Raw genomic sequence first — 25803 nt, forward strand, 5'->3', positions numbered from 1 at the left:
CAGATTTTGTGTCTTAATTTTCACGTTGAAGGTAAGTTTGATGTCAAAAATTAAAGGTAACGTTAAGTGGTTTAATGAATCTAAAGGATTCGGGTTTATCACTCCAGAAGATGGTAGCAAAGACGTATTCGTGCATTTCTCTGCTATTCAGAGTAACGGATTTAAAACTTTGGCAGAAGGTCAAAAAGTAGAGTTTGAAATCACTGACGGCGCTAAAGGTCCATCTGCTGTAAACGTTGTCGCTATCTGATTTTAACTCCGTATTTCGAAAACCCGTTATTTCAACGGGTTTTTTTTGGCTTGTGTGATATGTAGATAATTTTAATCTAAAGTTTATGCATTAATACAAAAGCTAACGTGGTCATTAATAATGATCCAAAAAGATTAAGCAAAACTGTTCCCAGTGTCCATCCTAGTTTTCCGTCCTGTAATAAATAAACAATTTCAACAGAAAATGTGGAAAAGGTTGTTAACCCTCCGCAAAAACCGGTGGTTAACATCAATTTCCAGGCCGGATCGAGATGTGTAGATTTATTGAAGTAGGCCAATCCCAGTCCGATAATTAATGCACCGATACAGTTAACGGTAAGGGTGCCAATCGCGATATTAGCAGAAATATTATTAAGGCGAAGGCTGATAAACCAGCGTAATACGCTGCCTAAGCCACCTCCGATAAATATAGCCAGAATAATATTAATCATAATATACCCGTCATCTTTCAAGCTGCCTCTTTGTTGGCTGCACTCGCTCACCCCGGTTACATAGTTTGCTATGCTCCCGGGGATTCACTTCCTTGCCGTCGCGATGCAGCTTGAAATCCATAGGGTATAAGAAACTGGGTTATTTGACCTCTTCACCTTTGGCTTGCAAGTCAGCATGGTAAGAAGAACGGACAAATGGACCACAGGCGGCATGGGTGAACCCCATAGCTAACGCTTCTTCTTTCATTTCATCAAATTCCTGTGGGCTGACGTAGCGTTGTACCGGTAAATGATGACGACTAGGTTGTAGATATTGTCCCAGGGTCAGCATGGTAACACCGTGGCGGCGCAGATCACGCATAACGTCAATAATTTCTTCGTTGGTTTCACCGAGACCGACCATCAGACCCGACTTGGTTGGAATGTCAGGGTGGGCTTCTTTAAACTTCTCAAGTAGTTTTAGTGACCATTCATAGTTTGCGCCAGGGCGCACTTGACGGTAAACCCGAGGTACGTTTTCCAGGTTATGGTTAAAGACATCGGGCGGTGTCGCTGTCAGTATTTCAAGTGCACGATCCATACGTCCACGGAAGTCAGGCACTAAAGTTTCAATTTTGATGGATGGATTTTTGTCACGAATAGCAGAGATGCAATCAGCAAAGTGTTGAGCGCCGCCGTCACGTAGATCATCACGGTCAACGGAGGTGATGACAACGTAGCGCAGAGCCATATCTTTAATGGTTTGCGCCAGTTTTACTGGTTCGTTGGTGTCGGGCGCCATTGGGCGGCCGTGTGCAACATCACAGAAAGGGCAACGGCGGGTGCAAATTGCGCCAAGGATCATAAAGGTGGCTGTACCGTGATTGAAACATTCCGCCAGGTTAGGGCAAGACGCTTCTTCACAAACGGAATGCAGACCATTTTTGCGCATGGCAGATTTGATGCCTTGAATGCGGCTGGAATCCGCAGGAAGTTTGATTTTCATCCACTCAGGTTTACGCAAGATTTCTGTACGTTCGGTCATCACTGTTTTGACAGGGATCAGCGCCATTTTGTCTGCGTCGCGGTACTTAATGCCGCGTTCCATCTGAATTGGTTTACTCATAATCGTGCTGGTTCCAGTGTTAAATTCATCAGGTTGAGATTTATCATTCAATCTACTGTATGATAAGCCATTAAAAAATTTTTGAAGAATGTTAAAAAATTATAGCATCTTTAATTGTTCAGTTTAAATCCTAACTGCCGGCAAAATTTCTCCACCAAAATAGGTTGTACTTGCTCAACAGTAATTCCAGGAACTAAATCACTGAGTTGAATCATTTTCATGCCAGCATAGCCACAAGGGTTAATACGCAAAAAGGGTTCTAAATCCATTGCGATATTGAAGGCTAGCCCGTGGAAAGAACAACCTTTGCGTATCCGTAATCCAAGGGAGCAAATTTTGGCTTCATTGACGTAGACACCAGGGGCGTCCGGGCGGGCATAGGCTTTCACACCAAAGTGAGCAAGGGTTTGAATGACAGTATCCTCTATCGCCGTAACCAGTTGCCGTACACCAATTTTGGCGCGTTTGATGTCAATCATGACATACATAACTTGCTGACCAGGGCCATGATAAGTGACTTGTCCACCACGATCAGATTGAATAATCGGAATATCGCCAAGGGACAGCAAATGTTCAGCTTTACCTGCTTGCCCTTGAGTAAAGACTTTTGGATGCTGTACCAGCCAGATTTCATCAGGTGTATTGGTATCTCGTTGCTCAGTAAACAAGTGCATTGCATCAGAAATCGGCTCGTAGGGTTGTATTCCTAATTGACGTAAGAAAATCGTTTTATGTTGCAATTGAAACTTCATTTGATAGCTATAAGATTTGGTCAGTATAACCCTCAGAAGAGGTTCTCACCAGTTTAGTGCGCCTGAAACGGTGGTATTTCTGATAGATAAAGAATCCCCTGTGAAATTATAGGGGATTTTTTGAGTTTCTATTACAACACGACCCGTACCAGTTCAAGGTTACCTAACTCTTCATACAGCGTTTCTACCTGTTCAATATGAGTCGCATTGATAGTAATGGATATTGAGTGGTAGTTGCCTTTGCTGCTTGGTTTCACTTGTGGAGAGTAATCGCCCGGCGCATGGCGTTGAACTACCTCAACGACCTGATTGACTAGCTCAGGTTTCGCCAAACCCATCACTTTGTAAGTGAATGAACAAGGGAACTCAAGCAGTTCATTTAATTTCGTTTTCATGGGCGCTCCTGTTTTTGCTTTCCGTGATATAGACGGTCAGTTTCTTCTGTAAAATTCGATACTTTCCCCCGCCTTAAAACGCGGGAGCTTATTGCGATCGGGCGGTAGCCCGATTCGCTTTGGTGGATTCTGTTTATCGCTTAATTATCTCAAGAATTAGCCAAACCAATGATGAAATAGTAGCTTGATGTAATCGATAAAGCGGCTGAAGATGCCGCCTTCTTTTACTTCATTCATGACGACTAACGGCCGCTGTTCAATAGTCTTGCCATCAAGTTGAAAATTGATAGTACCTACGACTTGATTTTTCGCTAGGGGGGCATGTAATTCACTATTATTCATGACATAGCTGGCTTTCAGATCTTTCAGACGACCACGGGGAATAGTCAGATAAACATCTTTATCAACACCCAACTGAACTCTATCGTTATCGCCAAACCAGACTGGTTCAGAAGCGAACTCTTTGCTTGCTTGTAGAGGCGAAACAGTTTCAAAGAAACGGAAGCCCCAGGTCAATAGTTTCTTACTTTCTGTTTCTCGGCCTTTATAAGTGTGGCCGCCTAATACCGCAGAAATCAGACGCATATCGCCTTCTGTTGCAGAAGCGACCAGGTTATAGCCCGCTGCGCTGGTATGACCGGTTTTGATACCATCGACATTCAGACTCTTATCCCACAATAAGCCGTTACGGTTTGTCTGGCGGATATTGTTATAGGTAAACTCTTTCTCTTTATAGATGGTGTACTCTTCAGGAACGTCACGGATCAGCGCTTGACCAATCAGCGCCATATCACGGGCAGAGCTGTATTGGCCTTCTGCATCCAGACCATGAACGGTTTTGAAATTTGTATTCTTTAATCCAAGAGATTTCACATAACCATTCATTAAGTTAACGAAAGACTCTTGGCTACCGGCAACATAGTCTGCCATTGCAACACAGGCATCGTTACCGGATTGCAAGTTTATACCGCGGGATAACATGGAAACCGAGACCTGATCGCCTGGCTTGAGGAACATCAGGGAAGAGCCTTTGAATACTGGGTTACCTGTTGCCCATGCGTCAGTGCCAACGGTGACCATATCATTTGGATGGATTTTGCCTGATTTAATTGCTTGACCAATAACATAACTGGTCATCATTTTTGTCAGACTGGCAGGATCACGGTGTGCGTCTGCATTCATTTCGGCCAGCACTTTGCCTGAATTATAGTCGATAAGGATATAAGCTTCCGCATCGATCTGAGGCACACCTGGGATCATCGTTTTCAGGTTGACATCATTTCCATCGGCAAACGCAGAAGCACTTATTGCCAGCGCAATACTCAAGGTAACGCTTTTTATAAAACGAGAAGTGGTTGTATATTTCATGGTCGGTTGGACAGCATCCGTGAGAAAAGGTTGATATCGAGCCACATCATAGCAAATGAAAAAAATACTGACATTGCCAAATTTTGACAAGACTCAGATTTACATTTTTTTACTCCTCTTACTGATATCTGAATCAAAGTGAGATATCAGTAAGAGAACGATTAGGGACTGACGATAAAAGAAGATTGCTGTATCTGGTCAGCCAGTTTTTGTTGTAAATCGGCAGCTTGCTGGCGATTGTTGAATGGCCCTAACTGTACACGATAAACATTACTATATTGAGTTACGCGTCCTTGGACATTAAAGCGTTGCTCCAGCGTTTGTTGCCACTCTTTTGCTCGTTGTTCACTGCTAACAGCGCCAACCTGAACCATAAAACCATTTGCTGAGGCGGCTGTTGGCGCTGTTACTATCGAAGTACTGTTTGTAACAGGTTTCGGGGGTTGCAGTTTCATTGCGGGTAATTGCTCAGTAGTTTCCGGTTGTGCCATCCATGATTGAGTCTGTTCCTCCGGCTGATTTGTTAAAGGCTGGCTGCCAGTTTGATCGGGGACGTTCTCCATTGTTGGTGTTCCTAGTGGGCTGGTTGTCAGCGTTGGTCTACCCGGTAGAGCGTAACTCTGTTTAACTATCCGGCTGCCAATGGTACCGGGACCAGATATAGAACCGTCCTGGGCCACCTCAATAAAATCAACCTTAACTTTGGTGCTTTGAGTCAGGTTTAAGCGTTCAGCGGAAGCCTTCGAGAGATCGATAATTCGGCCTGATTTATAAGGACCACGGTCATTGACTCTAACAATCATCATGCGGCCATTGCTCAAGTTGGTCACACGGACGTAACTTGGAATTGGCAGGGTAGGATGGGCGGCTGTCAGTGCATAAGGATTAAAACGCTCGCCAATTGCGGTCATTTTGCCGCTAGATTCTTCACTGTACCAACTGGCATAACCTGTTTCACTGAACTGAGAAGGAGCTTGCACAATATGATAAGTATGTCCGTTCATCTGATAATCATTATTGGCGCTAGGGTGATAAGGCTCGTAGCGAGGTTCTGCTCCCAGAACATCCTGTGTTGGTACTGCTGGTAACGGGGCAGGTCTTTGTTTGTCAGGAGTAGTACAGCCGGATAGCAGGGCTGCAATCATGCCAAGTATAAGCCAGTGTTGACGCATTGAAACCTCTTCTCTATAAACTTTTAGACAACAATTTTCGGTGTGTGTGAATCGACATGATAATGCCGAAACCAGCCATTAAGACGATTAATGCTGAGCCGCCATAACTGACAAATGGCAAAGGAACGCCTACTACAGGCAGGATACCGCTCACCATGCCGATATTGACGAAGATATAAACAAACAAGATTAACACTAGACCGCCGACGATAACCCGGCCAAAAGTGTTTTGTGCCCTAGTTGCGATGACCAGTCCACGCATAATTAATAACATATATAATGCTAATAACAGTAATACGCCAATTAAACCAAGTTCTTCTGACAGTACGGCAAATATGAAATCTGTATGACGTTCTGGCAGGAATTCTAATTGAGATTGTGTTCCTAATAGCCAGCCTTTACCTGATAAACCCCCGGAGCCAATCGCGATTTTTGATTGAATAATATGGTAACCCTTGCCTAGTGGATCGCTTTCTGGATCAAGTAACATCATGACGCGATCGCGCTGATAGCCATGCATCAGGAAGAACCACAAAATGGGAATAAAACAGGCTAACAGTAGAGCTGCGATACCGATCAACCGCCAACTCATGCCAGAAAGGAACAGGACAAACAGGCCGGAAGCCGCGATCAGAATTGAAGTCCCCAAGTCTGGTTGAGCGGCGACCAGTAAAGTCGGCAGAAAAATAAGCATCAAAGCGATGGTGGTATTTTTCAGCGATGGAGGGCATAAATCGCGGTTCATAAAGCGTGCGATCATCAGTGGTACTGCGATCTTGGCAATCTCAGAAGGTTGGAAGCGGATAATGCCTAAATCCAGCCAACGTTGCGCACCTTTACTTATTTGCCCGAAAGCATCGACAAAAATCAGTAAAATGACACAAACAATATAGAGATGGGGCGCCCAGCTTTCATAAACTCTTGGTGGAATTTGCGCCATAATGAGCATGACAATCAGTCCGGCGCCAATTTGACCAATTTTGCGCTCCATCATACCCATATCTTGACCGCTGGCGCTCCACATCACAAAAGCACTGTATGTCAGCAATGCCAAAATACACAGTAATAATGGTAGGTCGATATGTAATCTGGTCCAGAGAGGAACCCTTTTTTGGTTTTCTGTCATGGTGTTAATCAGTCACTTTCTGTTCCGGGAGGTGTAGGGACAGCATTTGGCAATGTTGTGTTGTTATCCCCCAATAATACATGGTCGAGGATTTGACGAACAAGGGTTCCCACTGTTGGACCTGCGCCGCCATTCTCTAAAATAATGGAAAGGGCTACCGTCGGATTTTCATAAGGCGCGAAAGCAATCATCAGTTTGTGATCCCGTAAATGTTCAGCAATTTTACTGGCATTGTAGGTTTCATAACTGTAGACCTGTGCTGTTCCCGATTTGGCCGCGGCTTTATAAGGCGTGCCAATAAAACTCTTGTGGCCGGTACCGTTTGGCAGGTTAGCAACACCGTACATGCCGCTTTTTGCCAATTCCCAATATCCTGAATGGATATCGCCAATCTGAATATTTTCTGTTTGTTGATAAGGGATCATCTCACCTTTCAGCTTCTTACTTAGCAACAAATGCGGTGTTTTTACATTACCATCGTTAATTAAGGTTATCAGCGCTTTCACCATTTGAATGGGAGTTGCTGTCCAATATCCTTGGCCGATGCCGACAGGAATGGTATCTCCTTGATACCAAGGTTTTTTATATTTTCTTTGTTTCCATTCACGAGTAGGCATGATACCAGTGCGTTCTTCGGCTAAGTCGATGCCAGTGTATTCACCATAGCCGAACTTGGTCATCCATTCAGATAGACGATCAATTCCCATATCATAGGCAACTTGATAGAAGAAAGTATCCGCCGATTCTACGATGGCTCTATGCGCATTGAGGCTACCGTGCCCCCAACGTTTCCAGTCACGGTAGCGTTTTTCTGAACCCGGTAATTGCCACCAACCTGGATCAAAAATGGTGGTATTTTTATTGATAACGCCTGTGCTTAGCGCCGCAACGGTAATAAAAGGTTTTACGGTCGAAGCTGGAGGATAGATTCCTTGAGTAGCACGATTAATTAGCGGCCTATCAGGGTTATTTAATAGTTCCTGATAGTTCTTATTGGAGATGCCGTTTACGAATAAGTTTGGATCATAGCTTGGGTTAGATACCAGCGCCAGAATTTCCCCATTACGTGGATCACTGACAACGACCGCAGCACGGCTGGTTGTGAGGAGTTTCTCAATGTAGATCTGCAATTCAAGATCGATAGTGAGGTAAATATCTTGCCCGGCCTGTGGTGGTTGTTCATGTAATTGGCGTATCACCCGGCCTCGGTTATTCACTTCGACTTCTTCATAACCTGTTTTGCCATGTAAAACAGCTTCATAGTAGCGTTCAATGCCCAGTTTGCCGATGTCATGGGTAGCTGCGTAATTAGGTAAAATACCTTCTTTATCCAATCGTTCTACATCTTTATCGTTAATTTTAGCAACATAGCCGATGATATGCGTCAGCGCTGAACCATAAGGATAGAAGCGGCGTTGATAGCCTTTTATTTCAAAACCAGGGAAACGATATTGGTTAACGGCAAAGCGTGCGACTTGAATATGATCAAGTGAAGTTTTCAATGGAATAGAGGTAAAGCGGCGTGAGCGCTTACGCTCTTTTTCAAAGTTGGCAATGTCTTCGTCAGTCAGATCGATAACATTGCGTAAATCATTCAGCGTTTGCTCAAGGTTTTCTACCTTTTCAGGGATGATTTCCAACTGGTAGATGGTTCGATTAAGCGCCAATGGTGTACCGTTACGGTCATAGATGATACCGCGGCTTGGCGCAATTGGAACCAGTTTAATACGGTTTTCGTTTGAACGGGTTTGATAGTCTTCGTGGCGAGTGATTTGTAAATGGTAAAGATTAGCAATCAGGATACCAGTCAGTACCAGGATGATAATAAACGCCACCAATGCGCGGCGAGCAAATAGGGCTGATTCAGCCGTATAATCACGAAAAGGGGTACGTTTATTTTTCATCCCATTGCCAGAATTTGCTTTTATCCGTTGATAACCAAATTATTCCCGATGATAGGGATGATTGGTGGTAATGCTCCATGCCCGGTACAGGCTTTCCGCGACTAAAACCCGGACCAGAGGATGGGGTAAAGTCAGCGGTGACAGTGACCAGCTTTGTTCTGCGGCAGCTTTACATGCTGGAGCGAGACCTTCCGGTCCGCCTATCAACAAACTGACATCTCTACCATCTCGTTTCCAATGTTCAAGCTGTTGCGCCAGTTGAGGGGTTTCCCAACGGGAACCCGGAATATCTAGGGTAACAATACGGTTGCCTTTGCCAATAGCGGCCAGCATCTGTTCGCCTTCTTTTTCCAGAATGCGCTTAATATCCGCATTTTTGCCCCGTTTGCCAGCCGGAATTTCTATCAGATCAAATGGCATGTCTTTGGGAAAACGGCGCAAGTAATCTATAAAGCCGGCCTGTATCCAGTCCGGCATTTTTGTACCTACAGCAATTAATTGCAGCTTCAAACTCAGCTCCAGAGCTTTTCAAGTTCATACATGCGGCGACTCTCTTCCTGCATGACATGTACGATAACTTCACCGAGATCTACGACAATCCAATCAGATACGCCTTGTCCTTCAACGCCAAGTGGGATCAGGCCGCTCGAACGACAGTCATCAACCAGATTATCTGCGACAGACATCAGGTGGCGGTTGGAGGTCCCGGTGCAGATAATCATGCAATCGGTAATACTGGATTTCCCTTGGACATCTAGGGAAACGATATCCTGTACTTTAGAGTTTTCAAGCTTATCAATAACAAACTGTTGGAGTTCTTTACCTTGCAAAAGGCTCATCCTTATTTTTTATCACAATTGATTAAATAGTGCGGAATAATAGCATGTCAGGTCACTTGAGGGTAAGCCAACTAAGTGACTAATCGAGGTAGATTTCGCTATTGGCGATACAACCCCTGTGAATCTATATACTTTTGTACGGAAGGGGGAAGTAAATCGTCACAACTTAACCCTTGCTGGTGGCGTTGACGGATATCTGTCGCTGAAATAAGCAGCAGAGGTGTATCTGCCAGATAGATATAACCGTTAGGTTGACTGCTAAGCTGGTTTGGATCGCAGACTCGATGTTCTGTAAGCCATTGTTGCATTTCAGTTGTGGAAAACTGGGTTTGATAACCGGGACGAGCACAAACCAGCAAGTGGCTGAGACTCAGCAGTTCTTGCCAACGATGCCAAGTGTGCAGTGATAACAAAGCATCTTGGCCGATTATAAATGCCAGTGGTTGCTTATTACCAAGTTCTTGACGGAATGACTCTAGCGTATCGATTGTGTAAGAGGGGGTAGTGCGCTCCAGTTCACGCTTATCGACGGTAAACAGAGGGTTGTCCTGTACTGCCAGTTGTACCATTTTAAGCCGCTGTTGTGCAGTGGCTTCTGGCTGTGGGCGGTGTGGGGGAACGTGATTTGGTAGTAAAATCACCTGTTTCAGGCCAGTTTGATATGCCAGAGTTTCAACTGGTTGCAAGTGCCCGTAATGGATGGGATCGAATGTTCCACCAAATAATGCTTGAATAACGGGTTGTTTCGGGCAAGTAGAGTTAGTGGTATGAGGCATTAAGAAAGCTCTCAGGTAAGGTTTTTCCACATAACAGCATGGAAAGCGTTTCTAAATCTGACCAAATGGACTGGCCGTAATCCTGTTTGATCTGGCGTTCCATCTGTACAAGTAAATGAATTGCTTGCTGCAAATCATGTTGAGTGAGACGTTGCAGTGCGCTTGTCAGTAATGGGCGACGGTTTTGCCATACTCGATGTTGATCTAACAGTATTTTCATCGGGGTTGTGGTACTTTGACGTTTCAGTGTGAGTAGTAGTAGCAGTTCACGCTGTACGGTGCGTAATAGAATAACAGCTTCGCAATCTTCCTGTTTTAACTGTTTCAGAATATGCCAGGCTCGTTTTGCTTTACCCGATAATAGCGAATCTACCCAGTGATAAGGTGTAAAGTGAGCTGCATCATTCACCGCATTTTCGACACGATGTAAGGTCAGTTTACCATCTGGGTATAGCAGCGAGAGTCGCTCAAGTGCCTGAGCCAACGCGAGTAAATTTCCTTCATAACAGTAACACAGTAGTTGATTGGCCTGTTCTTCCAGCGTCAATTTCATAGCTTTGGCCCGTTGCGCAACCCATTGCGGCAGACGGTTCTGTTCTGGTGTCTGGCAACTGACATAAACGCCGTTTTTTCCTAACTCTTTGAACCAGTTACTGTTCTCTTGAGCCTTGGTTAATTTCAGACCACGTAGTATTAGCAGTATATCTGGGTGAAGAAGCCCTGCCAGTTTTACCAATTGTTCAGCCATTGCTGCGTTAGGGCCGTTTTCCGGCAGGAACAAAGTGAGTGTTTGGCGGCTAGCAAACAGACTTAATGACTGACAAACACTGAATATCTCATCCCATTCGGTATGATTATCTAGTGTATAGGTAAAGTGTTCAGTGAAAGCGTGCTTTTCAGCAGCCCTGCGGATATGATCCTGGCTTTCCTGTAATAGTAGGGGTTCATTGCCCCATATTAGATAACAGTTTCGCAGCCCCTCATTGAGCTGCGAAATCAGTTGTTCGGGATAGAGTTTGATCATTGTGCTTGCGCAGCTTGTTGTCCCGCCTGTTTTTCTCTGACTTTTTGCTTTTCTGCGCTATGAACGGTCAATAGCTGGCGAACTAACTGGCGAGCAGCTTGTTCACGCATTTCCTGATTGATAATCTCGTTTTCAGCATCTTTTGCCAGGGCTTCTAACGGGTTGTCGAAAAAAGAGCGATCAATCCTGGATCGTAGCGGATATACGCTACCGTCTGGCATAATGACCTGCGCATCGACATACAGTGTCAATTGGCGTTCAGCAGCTTTACCATCTTGGAAAACAGAGACAGTATCTTTATTTTCAGAAGAGCCGATTAACTTCAAAATCGGAATATCAGCGCTACCATCCTCAAGGATAGTGACGTTATTCAGACGAAGCTGTTGACGAACAGAACGGGCTAGTGGCCCATATGGGTCACCGCTTGTTAATTGCAGCTTTTTGAGTTCCGGGGGCACCTGAGTGGTGCCGCGCAGATGAAAACCGCAGCCAGCGGTGACCAGCACCGCTAACCCCAGCAACAACGTTAATATACGATGTCGCACATTGCCTCCTTTATCAGCCGACGACCAGATTCAGCAGTTTACCTGGTACATAAATGACTTTGCGAACAGTGACGCCTTCAAGGTATTTCGCCACACCATACTCTTTTGCTGCCATATCATGAACATATTCTTTAGTCGCATCGGCTGGCACAGTAACACGACCACGCACTTTACCGTTAACTTGGATGACGACTAACTTAGTATCGTCAACCATTGCCTGTTCATCAGCTTGTGGCCAATCAGCCGTATCAATGTCACCCTGACCGCCCAGAGCTTGCCACATAGTAAAACAAGCATGAGGAGTTATTGGCGACAACATACGGACAACCGCCAACAGCGCTTCTTGCATCAGAGCGCGATCCTGCTCAGTTTCTTGTGGTACGCGGGTCAGTTTATTCATCAATTCCATTACCGCAGCGATAGCAGTATTGAATGCTTGGCGGCGACCAACATCATCTGTGACTTTAGCGATGGTTTTGTGCAGATCACGGAATAGATCTTTTTGTTCTACTGTCAGGTTTGCGACGTCCAGTGGTTGGGTTGCACCTTTGCTGCTGTGTTCATAAACCAAGCGCCACACACGTTTCAGGAAGCGGTTTGCCCCTTCAACACTGGATTCTTGCCATTCTAGCGTCAGTTCTGGCGGCGCAGCGAACATCATGAACAGGCGAACGGTATCAGCACCATATTTTTCTACCATCAATTGTGGGTCAATACCGTTATTTTTGGATTTAGACATTTTGCTCATGCCGGTATAAACCAGCTCATGACCTTCTTTATCCGTCGCTTTAACGATACGGCCTTTATCATCGCGCTCAACGATAGTATCAGATGGGGAAACCCAGATTTTTTCACCATTTTTGCCGATGTAATAAAAAGCATCGGCTAGAACCATGCCCTGACATAACAGGCGTTTAGCGGGTTCATTGGAATTGACCAGGCCCGCATCACGCATCAGTTTGTGGAAGAAACGGAAATACATCAGATGCATGATGGCATGTTCGATACCACCGATGTATTGGTCAACTGGTAACCAATAGTTAGCCGCTGCTGGATCGAGCAGACCTTTGTCATAATCTGGACAGGTATAGCGAGCGTAGTACCAGGAAGACTCCATAAAGGTATCGAAGGTATCTGTTTCACGCAGTGCTGGTTGGCCGTTGATAGTGGTTTTTGCCCACTCAGGATCAGCTTTAATTGGGCTGGTGATGCCATCCATTTTGACATCCTCCGGCAGAATAACAGGCAGTTGATCTGCTGGAACTGGAACAACCGTGCCATCTTCCAGTGTTGCCATTGGAATAGGAGCGCCCCAGTAACGTTGACGGGAAACCCCCCAGTCACGCAGACGATAGTTGACTTTACGTTTACCTACGCCCATTTCCACCAGTTTATCTGCAATGGCATTAAAACCAGCTTCGTGATTCAGGCCGCTAAATTCACCGGAATTAAACAGAACATTCTTATCCGTTACCGGGGCTTCATGAACATTTGGTTCATTACCTTCATTGTCCAGAATAACGGCTTTCATTGGCAGGTTATATTTTGTCGCAAATTCCCAATCGCGTTGATCGTGGCCGGGAACGGCCATGACAGCACCGGTGCCGTATTCCATCAGAACGAAGTTTGCAACCCAGATTGCCACTTTCTCTTTGGTCAATGGATGAATAGCAAACATACCGGTTGCCATGCCTTTCTTCTCCATTGTTGCCATATCTGCTTCTGCAACTTTGGTATTACGGCACTCATCAATGAAAGCAACCAGTTCAGAGTTATTTTTTGCTGCTTGTTTTGCCAGAGGATGACCGGCGGCAACTGCAACATAAGTGGCGCCGAGGAACGTATCAGGTCGAGTAGTATAGACGGTCAGCTTCTCCTGACTATCAACCACATCAAAAGTGATTTCTACTCCCTCGGAACGACCAATCCAGTTGCGTTGCATGGTTTTGACCTGTTCAGGCCACTCTTCCAGTGTATCCAGATCGTTTAGTAACTCTTCGGCATAATCAGTGATCTTGATAAACCATTGCGGAATTTCTTTACGTTCAACTTTAGTGTCACAACGCCAACAACAGCCATCGACCACTTGTTCATTAGCCAGAACGGTCAGATCGTGAGGGCACCAGTTAACTGCGGAGGTTTTTTTATAAACCAGGCCCTTTTCATACAATTTGGTGAAGAACCACTGTTCCCAACGGTAATATTCTGGGGTACAGGTTGTGACTTCACGATCCCAATCGTAACCGAAGCCCAGTGTTTTCAATTGGCCTTTCATATATTCGATGTTGGCATAGGTCCACGGAGCAGGCGCGGTATTGTTTTTGACCGCAGCCCCTTCCGCAGGCAGACCAAACGCATCCCAACCGATAGGTTGCAAGACGTTTTTACCAAGCATACGTTGATAGCGGGAGATAACATCGCCGATAGTGTAGTTGCGTACATGGCCCATGTGTAGTCGACCAGAAGGGTAAGGTAGCATGGACAGGCAGTAATATTTTTCTTTGCTGTTATCTTCTGTCACTTTAAAAGTTTGCTTCTCTTGCCAGTGAAGCTGAACTTGCGGCTCTATATCTTCTGGACGGTATTGTTCTTGCATGGCACCGATAATCCTATGGTGAGTAAAAAGCTACGCTTGTAGCAATCATTTAGTTGGTAAAATATGAGATCGGCATAGCATATCTGATTTGATATATAAGAAACAGAGGTTCTGAGGGAAAATCCGATGGCGACGGGTGTCACCACCGGGGATGAAATAAGGCTAGTGAAGAATTTTAGCTAAAAATTCTTTGGCGCGATCTGATTTTGGATTCGCAAAGAAATCTTCTTTCTTGCTATCTTCGACAATCTTGCCTTCATCCATAAAGATAACCCGATTGGCTACCTTACGGGCGAAGCCCATTTCGTGAGTAACAACCATCATGGTCATCCCTTCGTTTGCCAGTTTAACCATGACATCAAGCACTTCATTGATCATTTCAGGGTCGAGTGCGGAAGTGGGTTCGTCAAATAGCATGGCAATCGGGTCCATACAAAGGGCACGGGCGATTGCTACACGTTGTTGTTGACCACCGGAAAGTTGAGACGGGAATTTATTCGCTTGACTGGCAAGCCCAACGCGTTCAAGTAATTTCAACCCTTTTTCTTCTGCCGCTTTTTTATCACGATTAAGCACTTTAATCTGCGCTAGAGTTAAATTCTCAATGATGGATAGATGGGGGAACAGCTCAAAATGCTGGAACACCATGCCGACTTTTGAACGTAGTTGCGCCAGATTGGTGTTTTTGTCATTAACTTTAATGTCACTAACCAGAATTTCACCCTGTTGGATGGATTCCAGACCATTGACGGTTTTTATCAGGGTGGATTTGCCTGAGCCTGATGGGCCGCAGACCACAACGACTTCACCTTTTTTAACTTCAGTTGAGCAGTCGGAGAGAACCTGAAATTGGCCATACCACTTGGATACATTTTTCAGGGAGATCATCAAACAGTCCTTTTCTTCAAATAGTTAACCAGCATAGATGCGGCAATACTAATAATAAAATAAACCAAACCAGCAAATAGGATCATTTCGACCTGAGTGCCATCACGCTCACCGATATTTGCCGCAGTACGGAAAAAGTCCGCCAGACTGAGCACATACACCAATGAGGTGTCTTGAAACAGTACGATCCCCTGTGTCAGTAACAGCGGAGTCATCGCACGGAATGCCTGAGGCAGAATAACCAGTCTCATACTTTGCATTGGCGTCATACCCAATGCCAGTGCTGCCGAAGATTGCCCACGGGAGATACTCTGAATTCCCGCCCGGATAATTTCTGAATAGTAAGCTGCTTCGAAAAAGGCGAATGCAACCATAGCTGAAATTAAACGAATATCTGTTTTCGGAGAAATCCCCAGAACATTCTGCACCAGACTAGGCACAATCAGGTAGAACCATAACAGTACCATAACCAGTGGCACAGAACGGAATAGATTGACATATAAAGTGGCAAACCAGCTCAGTACTTTTACCGAAGAGAGCCGCATAACGGCCAGCGCGGTTCCCCAGAGAATACCGACAACAACAGCAATAATAGTGATTTTTGCTGTAATGACTAAGCCTTGTAGCAGAAATGGGATACTGGGGACAACCGAACTCCAGTCAAACTCGTACATTTATTGACCTCCAATGTTGCCCGGTAAACGTACTTTTTTCTCAAGCAAGTGCATGGCAAGCATAATCACCAGATTGACTGCGATATAGGCCAGTGTAATGGCCGTAAATGTTTCATAAGCATGTGCTGAGTAATCAAGTAGCTTACCTGCCTGTGCTGCCATATCTACCAAGCCAATAGTGGAGGCAATGGCGGAGTTTTTTACCAAATTCATCATTTCTGACGTCATGGGTGGAATGATCACTCGATAGGCATTGGGTAATAGGACATAGCGATAGGTTTGTGGCAAGGTTAGCCCCATTGCCAGCCCTGCCGATTTTTGACCGCGCGGTAGTGATTGTATAGCGGCACGAACCTGTTCGCACACGCGTGCAGCGGTGAAAAGACCTAAACAGACCGTGGATGAGAGAAAAAATTGGATATTAGGGTCCAGTTCAGTTTTAAACCACTGACTGGTTTTTTCTGGCAGTAATTCAGGTACAACCAGATACCAGATAAAAAATTGAACTATCAGCGGTATGTTACGAAAGAGCTCAACATAACAGGTACCTATCCCAGATAATATTTTATTGGGAACAGTGCGTAAAATGCCGAACAGCGAGCCGACAATAAAAGCGATAATCCAGGCGCAGATAGATAAGGCAATCGTCACCTGAAATCCAGCTATTAACCAGCCTAGATAAGTCGTATTGCCGAAGGGGGCAGCTTGCAAAAAGATGCCCCAGTTCCAATCGATTGACATAATAATACTCCCTGTGAGGGTGTAGCTTGATCCCCTGAAAACGATTGATTGGCTGAGAAAAAAAAGCGAGGTAGGGAACGACCACCTCGCACCCTGTGATGCCAATCAAATAGTCATTTTTTTAATTATATTTTTAGTCAAGCGCCTTATCATTTGGCGATTTAAATAGTGCTTTCATTTCATCAGACAAAGAGAAGTTCAGGTTCAGATTCTTAGGCGGAATCGGGTGTTTGAACCAGCGCTCAAATGATTTCTCCGCCTCTCCAGAGGTTTGCGCCTGAACGATGGTTTCATCGATCAGCTTCTTGAATTGGAGATCGTCTTTGCGTGAGATACAACCATAGGCTTCTCTAGACTGAGGCGTGCCAACAATTTCCCACTGATCAGGTTTTTTCGCTTTGGCGCGTTCACCTGCTAGCAGAGCATCGTCCACCATAAAGGCGATGGCACGGCCAGATTCCAGAGTACGGAATGAGTCACCATGATCTTTTGCACTGATGATGCGCATTTTCATGTTTTTTTCATCGTTGAGTTTATTCAGCAATATTTCAGAAGTGGTACCTGCTGAGACAACGACATTTTTACCTGCTAAATCAGGGAAATCTTTTATACCGGAACCTTTTTTAGTCAGCAAACGTGTATTAACAATAAAGATAGAGTTTGAGAAAGTGACTTGTTTTTGGCGTTCAAGGTTGTTGGTAGTGGAACCGCATTCGAAATCATAAGTCCCATTTTGCAACAGTGGGATACGATTTTGAGAAGTCACGGGTATCAATTTTACTTGCAGATTTGGCATGTCCAGTTTCTTCTTCACTGCTTCAACAATCAGATTAGAGTAATCCTGAGAGTAGCCGACGACTTTTTGATGATTATCGTAGTAAGCAAAAGGTACGGAAGATTCACGGTGCCCCACAATGATCACGCCATCATCTTTAATCTTTTTCAGTGTTCCCGTTAATTCTTCGGCCTGAACAGCCCCCGCCATGCCAAGTAACATCATGGTTAATACTAGGTTACGCATACGCATATACAACTCCTTTAATGTGGCTATCGTTTGCGATGTTGTGTTTGCAAAAGTCTCTCTGTGATTTGTTTTTAATCGAGGATCATTTGCTGTTATATGTATATATAGTGTTAAAAAATAGTACAAAAGGGTTAGGTAATGAAAATGAATTGTTTCTATTTCGGGAGCTGTCTCGCACTATAAATGAACAATGTTGCTTATCTTGCACAATAAAGGTGCGTGATTATCATTTTTTTAGTGCGTCTTCCCGTTTTTGGTTAGTGAAACCGCTATTTTCCTTTTCATTCATAGAGATAACAGCAATTAGCGTGCCAAAATAGTAAAGAGGGTAAAAAATTAATACTAATAAGTTGTTTAAGTAAATTATTTGTATAACGTAGAGTAATATCAGTTATTGGGAGTTGGCACGGTTGATTATTAACCATGCCAAATTATTTTAGGATGGGTCAACGGTAGTTTTGCTTGCATAACTTGTTACTCCTTTGTTTTTCTATCAATTGGATGGAAAATGGATTAAAAGTTAATCTGTTTTTGCGTGGGGCAAGGGAGCCGTTTCGCTCCCTTTTGACCATATGGATATCTGGTTCAAGATTTACGGCGGTTATATGTTAAGGCAAACAGGGCGAATAATACGGTAATTATCCATACCGGCCAGTTACCCCAGCGAGCATAGGGTGTTATTCCGGTTGCGGGGGTCACTTTAGCTGCCAAAACATTACGGGTAAATTGAGGGAGTGCTGCTTGCACTTCTCCGTCCGGGCTGATAACGGCCGTAATACCGTTATTGGTACTACGTAATAATGGGCGTCCTAATTCGAGGGAGCGCATGCGTGCCATTTGGAAATGTTGCCAGGGGCCAATTGAACCACCAAACCAAGCATCATTGGAAACAGTGAGTAAGAATTCAGTATCCGGTTTGAAATTCGCACGAACTTGTTCACCCAGTATAATTTCATAACAAATAGCGGCGGTCAGGTTATATCCTGCAACAGAAAGCTGTGGTTGAATGTAGTTGCCGCGACTGAATGAAGACATGGGTAAGTTGAAGAATGGCGCCAGAGGGCGGAGTAGAGATTCCAACGGAACAAATTCACCAAATGGTACCAGATGATATTTATCGTAGCGAATAGCTGCCGGATATTGATAAGGTTTTTTATCGCCAAGGACAATCACACTGTTATAGATCTTATCACTGTCGCCAACGGCTCTTTCATCGACAATACCGGTAATAAGGCTGGTATGTTGATTACGTAACAGTTCATCCAATTTTGTTAGAAAGTTGCGTTGATAATTTTCCAATGAAGGAATGGCGGACTCAGGCCAGATGATTATCGGTATTTTGCCGATGTATGGCAGGCTGTTGCCCATGTAGATGTCCATAGTTTTGCTAAGCATGTTAGGGTCCCATTTCAGGGATTGTGGAATATTTCCCTGAACTAGCGCGACATCAACTGTTTTTTCAGGCAGTAGGTTGTACCACTGATAATGGCGTATTGACCACGGTAATAGCAGAATGGCGACAGCAATAATACCCGCGACTATTTTCCGATGTATGACAGCCAGAACGAATAACCCGCTAAGAGCCATTAACAGGAAAGTGATGGCCTCAACACCCAAAATTGGCGCAATGGCTTTCATTGGACCGTCTAATTGGCTATAGCCGAATTGTAGCCAGGGAAAACCGGTCAGAATCCAGCCTCGCAGGAATTCGGTGAGTTGCCATAATGCAGGTGCTGCTACAGCCAGCCTCACCCCGTTCGTTTTTGCGAAGAAACGATTGAGTAAGCCAGCGAATAAAGCAGGATAGAGCGAGAGGTAGGCGGCAAGCAATATGACCAGCAGAATATTGACCGCAGTTGGCATGCCGCCGAAATTGGCAATGCTGACATACACCCAGTTTGTACCACTGCCAAACAGACCGAATCCCCAACAAAAAGCAATAAATGCCGCTTGTCGGGGTGTTCTGTTCAAAGTCAGAAGTTGTAGTCCAAACAGGGAGATAATAGCGGCAGGCCAGAAGTCAAAAGGCGAAAAAGCCAGTGTTCCACTGGCTCCAAAAAATAGCGCCAGTAGGGCGCGCAGCCGCTGGCAATTTAATAATGAAGCTTTGTTCATTCAGATTTTATTCTTCTTCGAGGTTAGGTATTGGCGCATCATCCGGTATCGTAACATAAACCTGAATAATTCTTCGGCTATCGGCCATAGCCACTTTAAAGAGATAACCATTGATATCAACGGATTCCCCTCTGGCGGGCAAATGACCAAATGCCTGCATAACCAGACCGCCAATAGTATCCACTTCTTCATCGCTGAATTGGGTGCTAAAGGCTTCATTAAAGTCTTCAATCTGAGTTAGCGCTCGTACCGTATAGGTATGACGGCTCAAGGTACGAATATCGACATCTTCTTCTTCATCATATTCGTCTTCAATTTCACCGACGATCAGTTCAAGAATATCTTCGATAGTGACTAGGCCCGATACCCCACCAAACTCATCAATGACAATTGCCATGTGATAACGTTGAGAACGGAATTCTTTCAGCATGCGGTCAACCCGTTTACTTTCAGGTACAACGACAGCCTGACGCAGAACTTTATCTATGCTGAATGGTGGAGCATCGGTACGCATAAATGGCAATAGGTCTTTTGCCATTAACATCCCTTCAATATGATCTTTGTCTTCACTGATCACAGGGAAACGAGAGTGAGCCGAATCGATAATGACATCCAGACATTCGTCCAGAGTTTGATTACGTTTTAAGGTAACGATTTGGGAACGGGGGATCATGATATCCCGGACACGCTGATCGGAAATATCCATTACCCCTTCGAGCATATCGCGGGTATCAGGATCAATCAGATCGTTTTGTTCAGAGTCACGGATCAATTCCACCAGCTCGTCACGGCTTTTTGGCTCACCGTGAAAAAGCTGGTTAAGAAGAAGAGTGAAAAACCCTTTCTTAGGGCTAGGGTTGTCGTTACTTGAAGGATGGTCGTCGCTCATGGCGTTTTAATGAAAATTTCCCACTAAATAAGTTATTGTTGGTATTTTTTAGCATAAAAATGGTACGAATGGTTACTCTTTTTCTGCAAGGTAGGGGTCAGCATAACCTAACTCTTGCATAATTTCTGTTTCCAAAGATTCCATTTCTTCCGCTTCATCATCTTCGATATGGTCATAACCCAGCAAATGTAGACAGCCGTGTATAACCATATGCGCCCAATGTTCTTCTACGGTTTTTTGTTGCTCCTCCGCTTCTTTTTCAACAACCTGACGACAGATAATGAGATCGCCAAGCAGGGGTAAATTAACCTCTGGTGGTGCTTCAAATGGGAAAGATAACACATTTGTTGGTTTATCTTTACCACGGTAGGTCAGATTTAGATCGTGGCTTTCTGCCTCATCAACAATGCGGATAGTGACTTCACTTTCAGATTGAAATTGAGGTAAAACCCCATCCAGCCAGCGCTGGAACAGGGTTTCTTCAGGAAGATCTTGTGAATGTTCACAAGCAATTTGTAAATCAAGTATTACTGAACTCATTGTGCTTCCTGCTTGCGTTGTTCACTGAGTGCCTGTTTGCGTTTTTGCTCAGTTGCTTCCCACTCTTCATAGGCAATGACAACTTTGGCAACAACCGGGTGACGGACAACGTCATCACTGTGGAAAAAGTTGAAACTCAGCTCGCCGACGCCTGATAGAACTTCAATGGCATGGCGTAGGCCGGATTTCTGCCCACGAGGCAGGTCGATCTGTGTAACGTCACCGGTAACAACCGCTTTGGAGTTGAAGCCGATACGGGTCAGGAACATTTTCATCTGTTCGATGGTCGTGTTCTGGCTCTCATCCAGAATAATAAAAGCGTCGTTTAAGGTTCGTCCGCGCATATAAGCTAATGGGGCAACTTCAATCACGTTACGCTCGATCAGCTTCTCAACTTTTTCAAAACCTAGCATTTCAAACAAGGCATCGTAGAGTGGGCGCAGGTACGGATCAACTTTTTGGCTCAGGTCGCCAGGTAGAAAACCCAATTTTTCGCCCGCTTCTACCGCTGGACGGGTTAGCAGGATACGGCGGATTTCCTGCCGTTCCAGTGCATCAACCGCAGCAGCAACGGCTAGGTAAGTTTTTCCCGTGCCGGCAGGGCCAATCCCAAACGTAATATCATGGCTAAGAATATTAGCAATATATTGTGCCTGATTGGGTGTGCGTGGTTTCACCATACCTCGTTTGGTGCGAATGTTAACGGCTTTACCGTATTCGGGTATGCTCTCGGCGGTTTGCTCCAGAACCCGGCTTTCGGTAATTGCCAGATGAATCTGTTCTGGTTTGATATCAGGGATCACTCCACGGATAGGAGAGGTTTCCGCATATAAATGCCGCAGGATATTAGTGGCTGCGCTAACGCACAGCGGTTTGCCCATCAGTTTAAAACGGTTATCACGACGGCTAATTTCAATACCTAACCGGCGTTCAAGCTGCTTCAAATTGTCATCAAACGGACCACACAGGCTCATTAGGCGCTGATTATCGGCTGGTTCGAGGAAAATTTCCTGAGTTGCTATTTGTGAATGAATTTGTTGAATCACTGATTCTCTCTATATTTAGGGCTGATAAGTGCCGACTCCGATTTCATCTTCTTTACGGGTACGGGCTATAACGGACTCAGGTGATTCGTGTGTACGAAGATCCATTTGATCTTCGGTACGGATAACTTTACCGCGTAGTGAGTTGGCGTAGACATCAACAATTTCAACATCAACGAATTTGCCAATCATATCAGGCTGGCCTTCAAAGTTGACAACCCGATTGTTTTCGGTACGGCCAGAAAGTTCCATCACATTCTTACGGGAAGTTCCTTCAACCAGAATACGTTGTACACTGCCCAACATAGCACGGCTATAGCTCATTGCTTGTTGGTTGATACGTTGTTGTAACAGGTAAAGACGCTGTTTCTTCTCTTCTTCGCTGACATCATCAGGTAGATCGGCTGCTGGTGTTCCCGGACGAGCAGAATAGATGAAGCTGTAGCTCATATCGAAATTGACATCAGCGATCAGTTTCATGGTTTTCTCGAAGTCATCTTGGGTTTCACCTGGGAATCCGATAATGAAGTCAGAGCTTATCAAGATTTCGGGACGTGCTTTACGCAGCTTGCGGATGATGCTTTTATATTCAAGAGCTGTATGTGCACGTTTCATCAAGGTTAGAATACGGTCCGAGCCACTTTGCACCGGTAGGTGTAGGAAGCTAACCAATTCCGGCGTATCTTCGTAAACAGCAATAATATCGTCTGTAAACTCAATTGGGTGGCTAGTCGTAAAGCGAATACGGTCAATACCATCTATAGCGGCGACTAAACGAATTAACTCAGCGAAAGAGCAGATATCGCCATCGTAAGTGGCGCCCCGATAAGCGTTCACGTTCTGACCGAGAAGATTAACTTCACGTACACCTTGCGCGGCAAGTTGCGCGATTTCAAATAGAACATCATCACATGGGCGGCTAACTTCTTCTCCGCGGGTATAAGGTACGACACAGAAAGTACAGTATTTGTTGCAGCCTTCCATAATGGAAACGAATGCAGATGGACCTTCAGCACGCGGCTCGGGTAGACGGTCAAATTTCTCGATTTCCGGGAAGCTGATATCAACAACCGGGCTGCGGGTGCCTTTCACCTGGTTGATCATCTCAGGTAAGCGGTGCAATGTTTGCGGCCCGAAAATAATATCTACACATTGAGCACGCTGGCGGATGAAATCCCCTTCCTGAGAGGCTACACAGCCACCGACTCCAATGATGATATCTGGATTAGTATCTTTTAGGTTTTTCCAGCGGCCTAATTGATGGAAAACCTTTTCCTGTGCTTTTTCGCGGATTGAACAGGTATTTAATAGTAAAATGTCTGCTTCTTCGGCGACATCGGTTAACTGATAACCGTGAGTACTTTCCAGCAGGTCGGCCATTTTAGATGAATCATATTCATTCATCTGACAGCCCCAAGTTTTAATATACAGTTTTTTTATCGTCGACATTTTCTTGTGCATCCGAGCTTTCTACCGCGCTGAAAGGTGTTATTACACGGCAAAAGCAATTGTGTATTAGGCATAAAGTTGTCGGATATTGTAGTCATTTGCAGGAGCAGTGACCAGACTGTTAAACAGGATATTCTCTACCGGAGAATTAAAAATTCGGTACACTGTACTAATCAATGGGTTAATAGCATGACTGAGATGAATAATTCACAACAGATTTTTGATGTAGTGGTGGTTGGCGCAGGCATGATCGGCGCTGCAACAGCATTGGGGCTGGCACAGGAAGGTTGGACGGTTGCTTTATTGGATCATCAACCACCACAATCTTATGATGCACAGAGTCAGCCTGATGTACGTGTGTCAGCGATCAGTTGTGCTTCTGTAGATTTGTTCAAACAGCTTGGCGCATGGGATGCGGTATTACAGATGCGCAGTGCGCCGTATCGAACATTAGAGACTTGGGAACAGAATGGTTCTAATTTGGTGTTTGATGCACAAAGTCTAGGACTGCCTGAATTGGGCTATATGGTTGAAAACCGTATTTTGCAATTGGCTCTGTGGCGGCAGTTTGAAAAATATCCCAATTTGACTTTGCTATGCCCGGCAGCATTGCAATCAATGCAGTGGCAGAAAATGGGTTGGTTAGTGACTCTGGCTGACGGAACGGAAATAACAACCCGCTTGATTGTCGGGGCTGATGGCGCTCGTTCTCAGGTTCGGCAAATGGCGGGAATTGGCAGCCGTGGTTGGCAATACAGACAGTCTTGTATGTTGATAACGGTAAAAACAGAACAGCCACAGCAGGATATTACCTGGCAGCAGTTTTTTCCTTCTGGCCCAAGAGCGTTTCTTCCACTGTTTGATCAATGGGCTTCGCTGGTGTGGTACGACAAACCGGCACGCATACGACAATTACAGGCAATGTCAATGGTTCAACTTGAGCAGGAGATTTTCCAGGCATTTCCTGTACGATTAGGTAAAATGACTCCCGTTGCTGCCGGTTCATTTCCTTTGGCTCGTCATCATGCTAACAGTTATGTTCGTGAAGGATTAGTGTTGTTGGGTGATGCGGCTCATACCATTAATCCACTGGCTGGACAGGGAGTAAATCTTGGTTATCGGGATGTGAATACTTTGCTTAATATTTTGGTAAGGGCGAAGGAATTAACAGAGCAGTGGGATTCATTGGAAGTGTTGATGCGTTATCAACGTCGCAGAATGCCGGATAATCTGATGATGCAAGCTGGAATGGATCTATTTTACACCGTGTTCAGTAATGAGTTGCCTGGGTTGAAAGTCGCTCGTAATCTGGCGCTGATGGCAGCTCAACGGGCTGGCGTAATGAAAAAAGCGGCGCTTAAGTATGCACTGGGATTGTAACGTATAAATTGGTATTGAAGCTCACAAGCACGTCGTAAATCTATTTATGGCGTGGATAATTTGCTTTTTTTAATATGCAGTTAATTGACAGGAGAGAAAAGTAACACATTGATAAATATGGCTGGGGTACCAGGATTCGAACCTGGGAATGCTGGAATCAGAATCCAGTGCCTTACCGCTTGGCGATACCCCAATGAATGGTGGCTACGACGGGAATCGAACCTGTGACCCCAGCATTATGAGTGCTGTGCTCTAACCAGCTGAGCTACGTAGCCTTATTTTGATGCGAGAAATTCACGACAAAACATTAAGTGGACAACATTCAGTTAATGGCTGGGGTACCAGGATTCGAACCTGGGGATGCCAGGATCAAAACCTGGTGCCTTACCGCTTGGCGATACCCCAACTGAAAGTAGTCACTGTACAACATGTTGTCAGAATTGTGTTATCAGGATTATGGCTGGGGTACCAGGATTCGAACCTGGGAATGCCAGGATCAAAACCTGGTGCCTTACCGCTTGGCGATACCCCATCTGAATAACGACAACTCGATGAATAAATGGTGCGGGAGGCGAGACTTGAACTCGCACACCTTGCGGCGCCAGAACCTAAATCTGGTGCGTCTACCAATTTCGCCACTCCCGCAAAGATGGTGGCTACGACGGGAATCGAACCTGTGACCCCAGCATTATGAGTGCTGTGCTCTAACCAGCTGAGCTACGTAGCCATCTTTTTTGCATTACCTTCATCGGCGTTG

At 45.0% G+C, this 25803-nt stretch carries 25 protein-coding genes and 6 tRNA genes; 2 read left to right on the top strand and 29 right to left on the bottom strand.

The annotated features are described in order from the left end of the window. Positions 1 to 40: 40 nt before the first annotated feature. The gene (gene cspE / locus V2H77_RS22970; protein ID WP_021323071.1) at positions 41 to 250 is read left to right on the top strand and encodes a transcription antiterminator/RNA stability regulator CspE; all 210 of its coding nucleotides are present in this window, start codon (positions 41 to 43) and stop codon (positions 248 to 250) included. A 76-nt stretch (positions 251 to 326) separates the two neighbouring features. On the opposite strand, the gene crcB is transcribed toward cspE, so the two are convergent. The 23 genes from crcB to miaB form a co-directional block, all read right to left on the bottom strand. Next, positions 327 to 701 (bottom strand): fluoride efflux transporter CrcB, encoded by a 375-nt coding sequence (gene crcB / locus V2H77_RS22975; protein ID WP_341500620.1) that lies wholly within the window; start codon positions 699 to 701, stop codon positions 327 to 329. Between the two features lie 139 nt (positions 702 to 840). After that, complete coding sequence (gene lipA, locus V2H77_RS22980; RefSeq protein WP_341500621.1) at positions 841 to 1806, bottom strand: lipoyl synthase; 966 nt, start codon at positions 1804 to 1806, stop codon at positions 841 to 843. Positions 1807 to 1916: 110 nt separating this feature from the next. Further along, positions 1917 to 2558, bottom strand: coding sequence for a lipoyl(octanoyl) transferase LipB (gene lipB / locus V2H77_RS22985; RefSeq protein ID WP_341500622.1), 642 nt, complete (start codon positions 2556 to 2558; stop codon positions 1917 to 1919). Between the two features lie 131 nt (positions 2559 to 2689). After that, positions 2690 to 2953, bottom strand: coding sequence for a DUF493 family protein YbeD (gene ybeD, locus V2H77_RS22990; protein WP_341500623.1), 264 nt, complete (start codon positions 2951 to 2953; stop codon positions 2690 to 2692). 156 nt (positions 2954 to 3109) lie between these two features. After that, the gene (dacA, locus tag V2H77_RS22995; protein WP_341500624.1) at positions 3110 to 4321 is read right to left on the bottom strand and encodes a D-alanyl-D-alanine carboxypeptidase DacA; all 1212 of its coding nucleotides are present in this window, start codon (positions 4319 to 4321) and stop codon (positions 3110 to 3112) included. Between the two features lie 161 nt (positions 4322 to 4482). Further along, complete coding sequence (gene rlpA / locus V2H77_RS23000) at positions 4483 to 5493, bottom strand: endolytic peptidoglycan transglycosylase RlpA (protein WP_341500625.1); 1011 nt, start codon at positions 5491 to 5493, stop codon at positions 4483 to 4485. 13 nt (positions 5494 to 5506) lie between these two features. Beyond that, entirely contained in the window at positions 5507 to 6619 is a 1113-nt protein-coding gene (mrdB, locus tag V2H77_RS23005; RefSeq protein ID WP_341500626.1) for a peptidoglycan glycosyltransferase MrdB, read from the bottom strand. Between the two features lie 8 nt (positions 6620 to 6627). Then, positions 6628 to 8523: a peptidoglycan DD-transpeptidase MrdA gene (gene mrdA, locus V2H77_RS23010; RefSeq protein ID WP_341500627.1), complete on the bottom strand. Its 1896-nt coding sequence runs from the start codon at positions 8521 to 8523 to the stop codon at positions 6628 to 6630. A gap of 39 nt (positions 8524 to 8562) precedes the next feature. Then, the gene (rlmH, locus tag V2H77_RS23015; protein ID WP_341500628.1) at positions 8563 to 9033 is read right to left on the bottom strand and encodes a 23S rRNA (pseudouridine(1915)-N(3))-methyltransferase RlmH; all 471 of its coding nucleotides are present in this window, start codon (positions 9031 to 9033) and stop codon (positions 8563 to 8565) included. Positions 9034 to 9035: 2 nt separating this feature from the next. Next, complete coding sequence (gene rsfS, locus V2H77_RS23020) at positions 9036 to 9362, bottom strand: ribosome silencing factor (RefSeq protein ID WP_341500629.1); 327 nt, start codon at positions 9360 to 9362, stop codon at positions 9036 to 9038. 98 nt (positions 9363 to 9460) lie between these two features. Beyond that, entirely contained in the window at positions 9461 to 10138 is a 678-nt protein-coding gene (gene nadD / locus V2H77_RS23025) for a nicotinate-nucleotide adenylyltransferase (RefSeq protein WP_341500630.1), read from the bottom strand. After that, a complete protein-coding gene (holA, locus tag V2H77_RS23030) occupies positions 10122 to 11162 on the bottom strand; it encodes a DNA polymerase III subunit delta (RefSeq protein WP_265378411.1) in 1041 nt (346 codons plus the stop codon). The genes nadD and holA overlap by 17 nt, the downstream gene beginning before the upstream one ends. Then, entirely contained in the window at positions 11159 to 11707 is a 549-nt protein-coding gene (gene lptE, locus V2H77_RS23035) for an LPS assembly lipoprotein LptE (protein ID WP_139656178.1), read from the bottom strand. Before lptE ends, holA begins: the two co-directional genes overlap by 4 nt. A gap of 13 nt (positions 11708 to 11720) precedes the next feature. Next, the gene (gene leuS / locus V2H77_RS23040; protein ID WP_341500631.1) at positions 11721 to 14303 is read right to left on the bottom strand and encodes a leucine--tRNA ligase; all 2583 of its coding nucleotides are present in this window, start codon (positions 14301 to 14303) and stop codon (positions 11721 to 11723) included. A gap of 162 nt (positions 14304 to 14465) precedes the next feature. Further along, positions 14466 to 15191: an amino acid ABC transporter ATP-binding protein gene (locus V2H77_RS23045; RefSeq protein WP_341500632.1), complete on the bottom strand. Its 726-nt coding sequence runs from the start codon at positions 15189 to 15191 to the stop codon at positions 14466 to 14468. Beyond that, complete coding sequence (gltK, locus tag V2H77_RS23050) at positions 15191 to 15865, bottom strand: glutamate/aspartate ABC transporter permease GltK (RefSeq protein WP_341500633.1); 675 nt, start codon at positions 15863 to 15865, stop codon at positions 15191 to 15193. Before gltK ends, V2H77_RS23045 begins: the two co-directional genes overlap by 1 nt. Then, positions 15866 to 16606 (bottom strand): amino acid ABC transporter permease, encoded by a 741-nt coding sequence (locus V2H77_RS23055; RefSeq protein ID WP_341500634.1) that lies wholly within the window; start codon positions 16604 to 16606, stop codon positions 15866 to 15868. A gap of 133 nt (positions 16607 to 16739) precedes the next feature. Beyond that, positions 16740 to 17633, bottom strand: coding sequence for an amino acid ABC transporter substrate-binding protein (locus tag V2H77_RS23060; protein WP_341500635.1), 894 nt, complete (start codon positions 17631 to 17633; stop codon positions 16740 to 16742). 582 nt (positions 17634 to 18215) lie between these two features. Continuing rightward, a complete protein-coding gene (gene lnt, locus V2H77_RS23065; RefSeq protein WP_341500636.1) occupies positions 18216 to 19745 on the bottom strand; it encodes an apolipoprotein N-acyltransferase in 1530 nt (509 codons plus the stop codon). A gap of 7 nt (positions 19746 to 19752) precedes the next feature. Next, the gene (gene corC / locus V2H77_RS23070; protein ID WP_341500637.1) at positions 19753 to 20634 is read right to left on the bottom strand and encodes a CNNM family magnesium/cobalt transport protein CorC; all 882 of its coding nucleotides are present in this window, start codon (positions 20632 to 20634) and stop codon (positions 19753 to 19755) included. A 72-nt stretch (positions 20635 to 20706) separates the two neighbouring features. Further along, the gene (gene ybeY / locus V2H77_RS23075) at positions 20707 to 21174 is read right to left on the bottom strand and encodes an rRNA maturation RNase YbeY (RefSeq protein WP_341500638.1); all 468 of its coding nucleotides are present in this window, start codon (positions 21172 to 21174) and stop codon (positions 20707 to 20709) included. Continuing rightward, on the bottom strand, positions 21171 to 22148 hold the full coding sequence (locus tag V2H77_RS23080) for a PhoH family protein (RefSeq protein ID WP_265378435.1): 978 nt from the start codon (positions 22146 to 22148) through the stop codon (positions 21171 to 21173). The genes ybeY and V2H77_RS23080 overlap by 4 nt, the downstream gene beginning before the upstream one ends. Positions 22149 to 22235: 87 nt before the next feature. Continuing rightward, positions 22236 to 23666: a tRNA (N6-isopentenyl adenosine(37)-C2)-methylthiotransferase MiaB gene (miaB, locus tag V2H77_RS23085; RefSeq protein ID WP_265378434.1), complete on the bottom strand. Its 1431-nt coding sequence runs from the start codon at positions 23664 to 23666 to the stop codon at positions 22236 to 22238. 198 nt (positions 23667 to 23864) lie between these two features. Here miaB and ubiF point away from each other — a divergent pair, with 198 nt between their 5' ends. Next, entirely contained in the window at positions 23865 to 25046 is a 1182-nt protein-coding gene (gene ubiF / locus V2H77_RS23090; RefSeq protein WP_341500690.1) for a 3-demethoxyubiquinol 3-hydroxylase, read from the top strand. A 118-nt stretch (positions 25047 to 25164) separates the two neighbouring features. Here ubiF and V2H77_RS23095 read toward each other — a convergent pair. From V2H77_RS23095 to V2H77_RS23120, 6 genes are all read right to left on the bottom strand, one after another. After that, positions 25165 to 25239 (bottom strand) — tRNA-Gln (locus V2H77_RS23095). A 5-nt stretch (positions 25240 to 25244) separates the two neighbouring features. Then, positions 25245 to 25321 (bottom strand) — tRNA-Met (locus V2H77_RS23100). Between the two features lie 55 nt (positions 25322 to 25376). Beyond that, positions 25377 to 25451: transfer RNA gene (locus tag V2H77_RS23105), tRNA-Gln, on the bottom strand. A 52-nt stretch (positions 25452 to 25503) separates the two neighbouring features. Beyond that, positions 25504 to 25578: transfer RNA gene (locus tag V2H77_RS23110), tRNA-Gln, on the bottom strand. 28 nt (positions 25579 to 25606) lie between these two features. Further along, a tRNA-Leu gene (locus V2H77_RS23115) sits at positions 25607 to 25691 on the bottom strand. A gap of 5 nt (positions 25692 to 25696) precedes the next feature. Then, positions 25697 to 25773, bottom strand: a tRNA-Met gene (locus V2H77_RS23120). Positions 25774 to 25803: the final 30 nt, after the last annotated feature.

The organism is Photorhabdus sp. P32 (assembly GCF_038085095.1).
In the GTDB taxonomy this organism is placed as follows: domain Bacteria; phylum Pseudomonadota; class Gammaproteobacteria; order Enterobacterales; family Enterobacteriaceae; genus Photorhabdus; species Photorhabdus luminescens.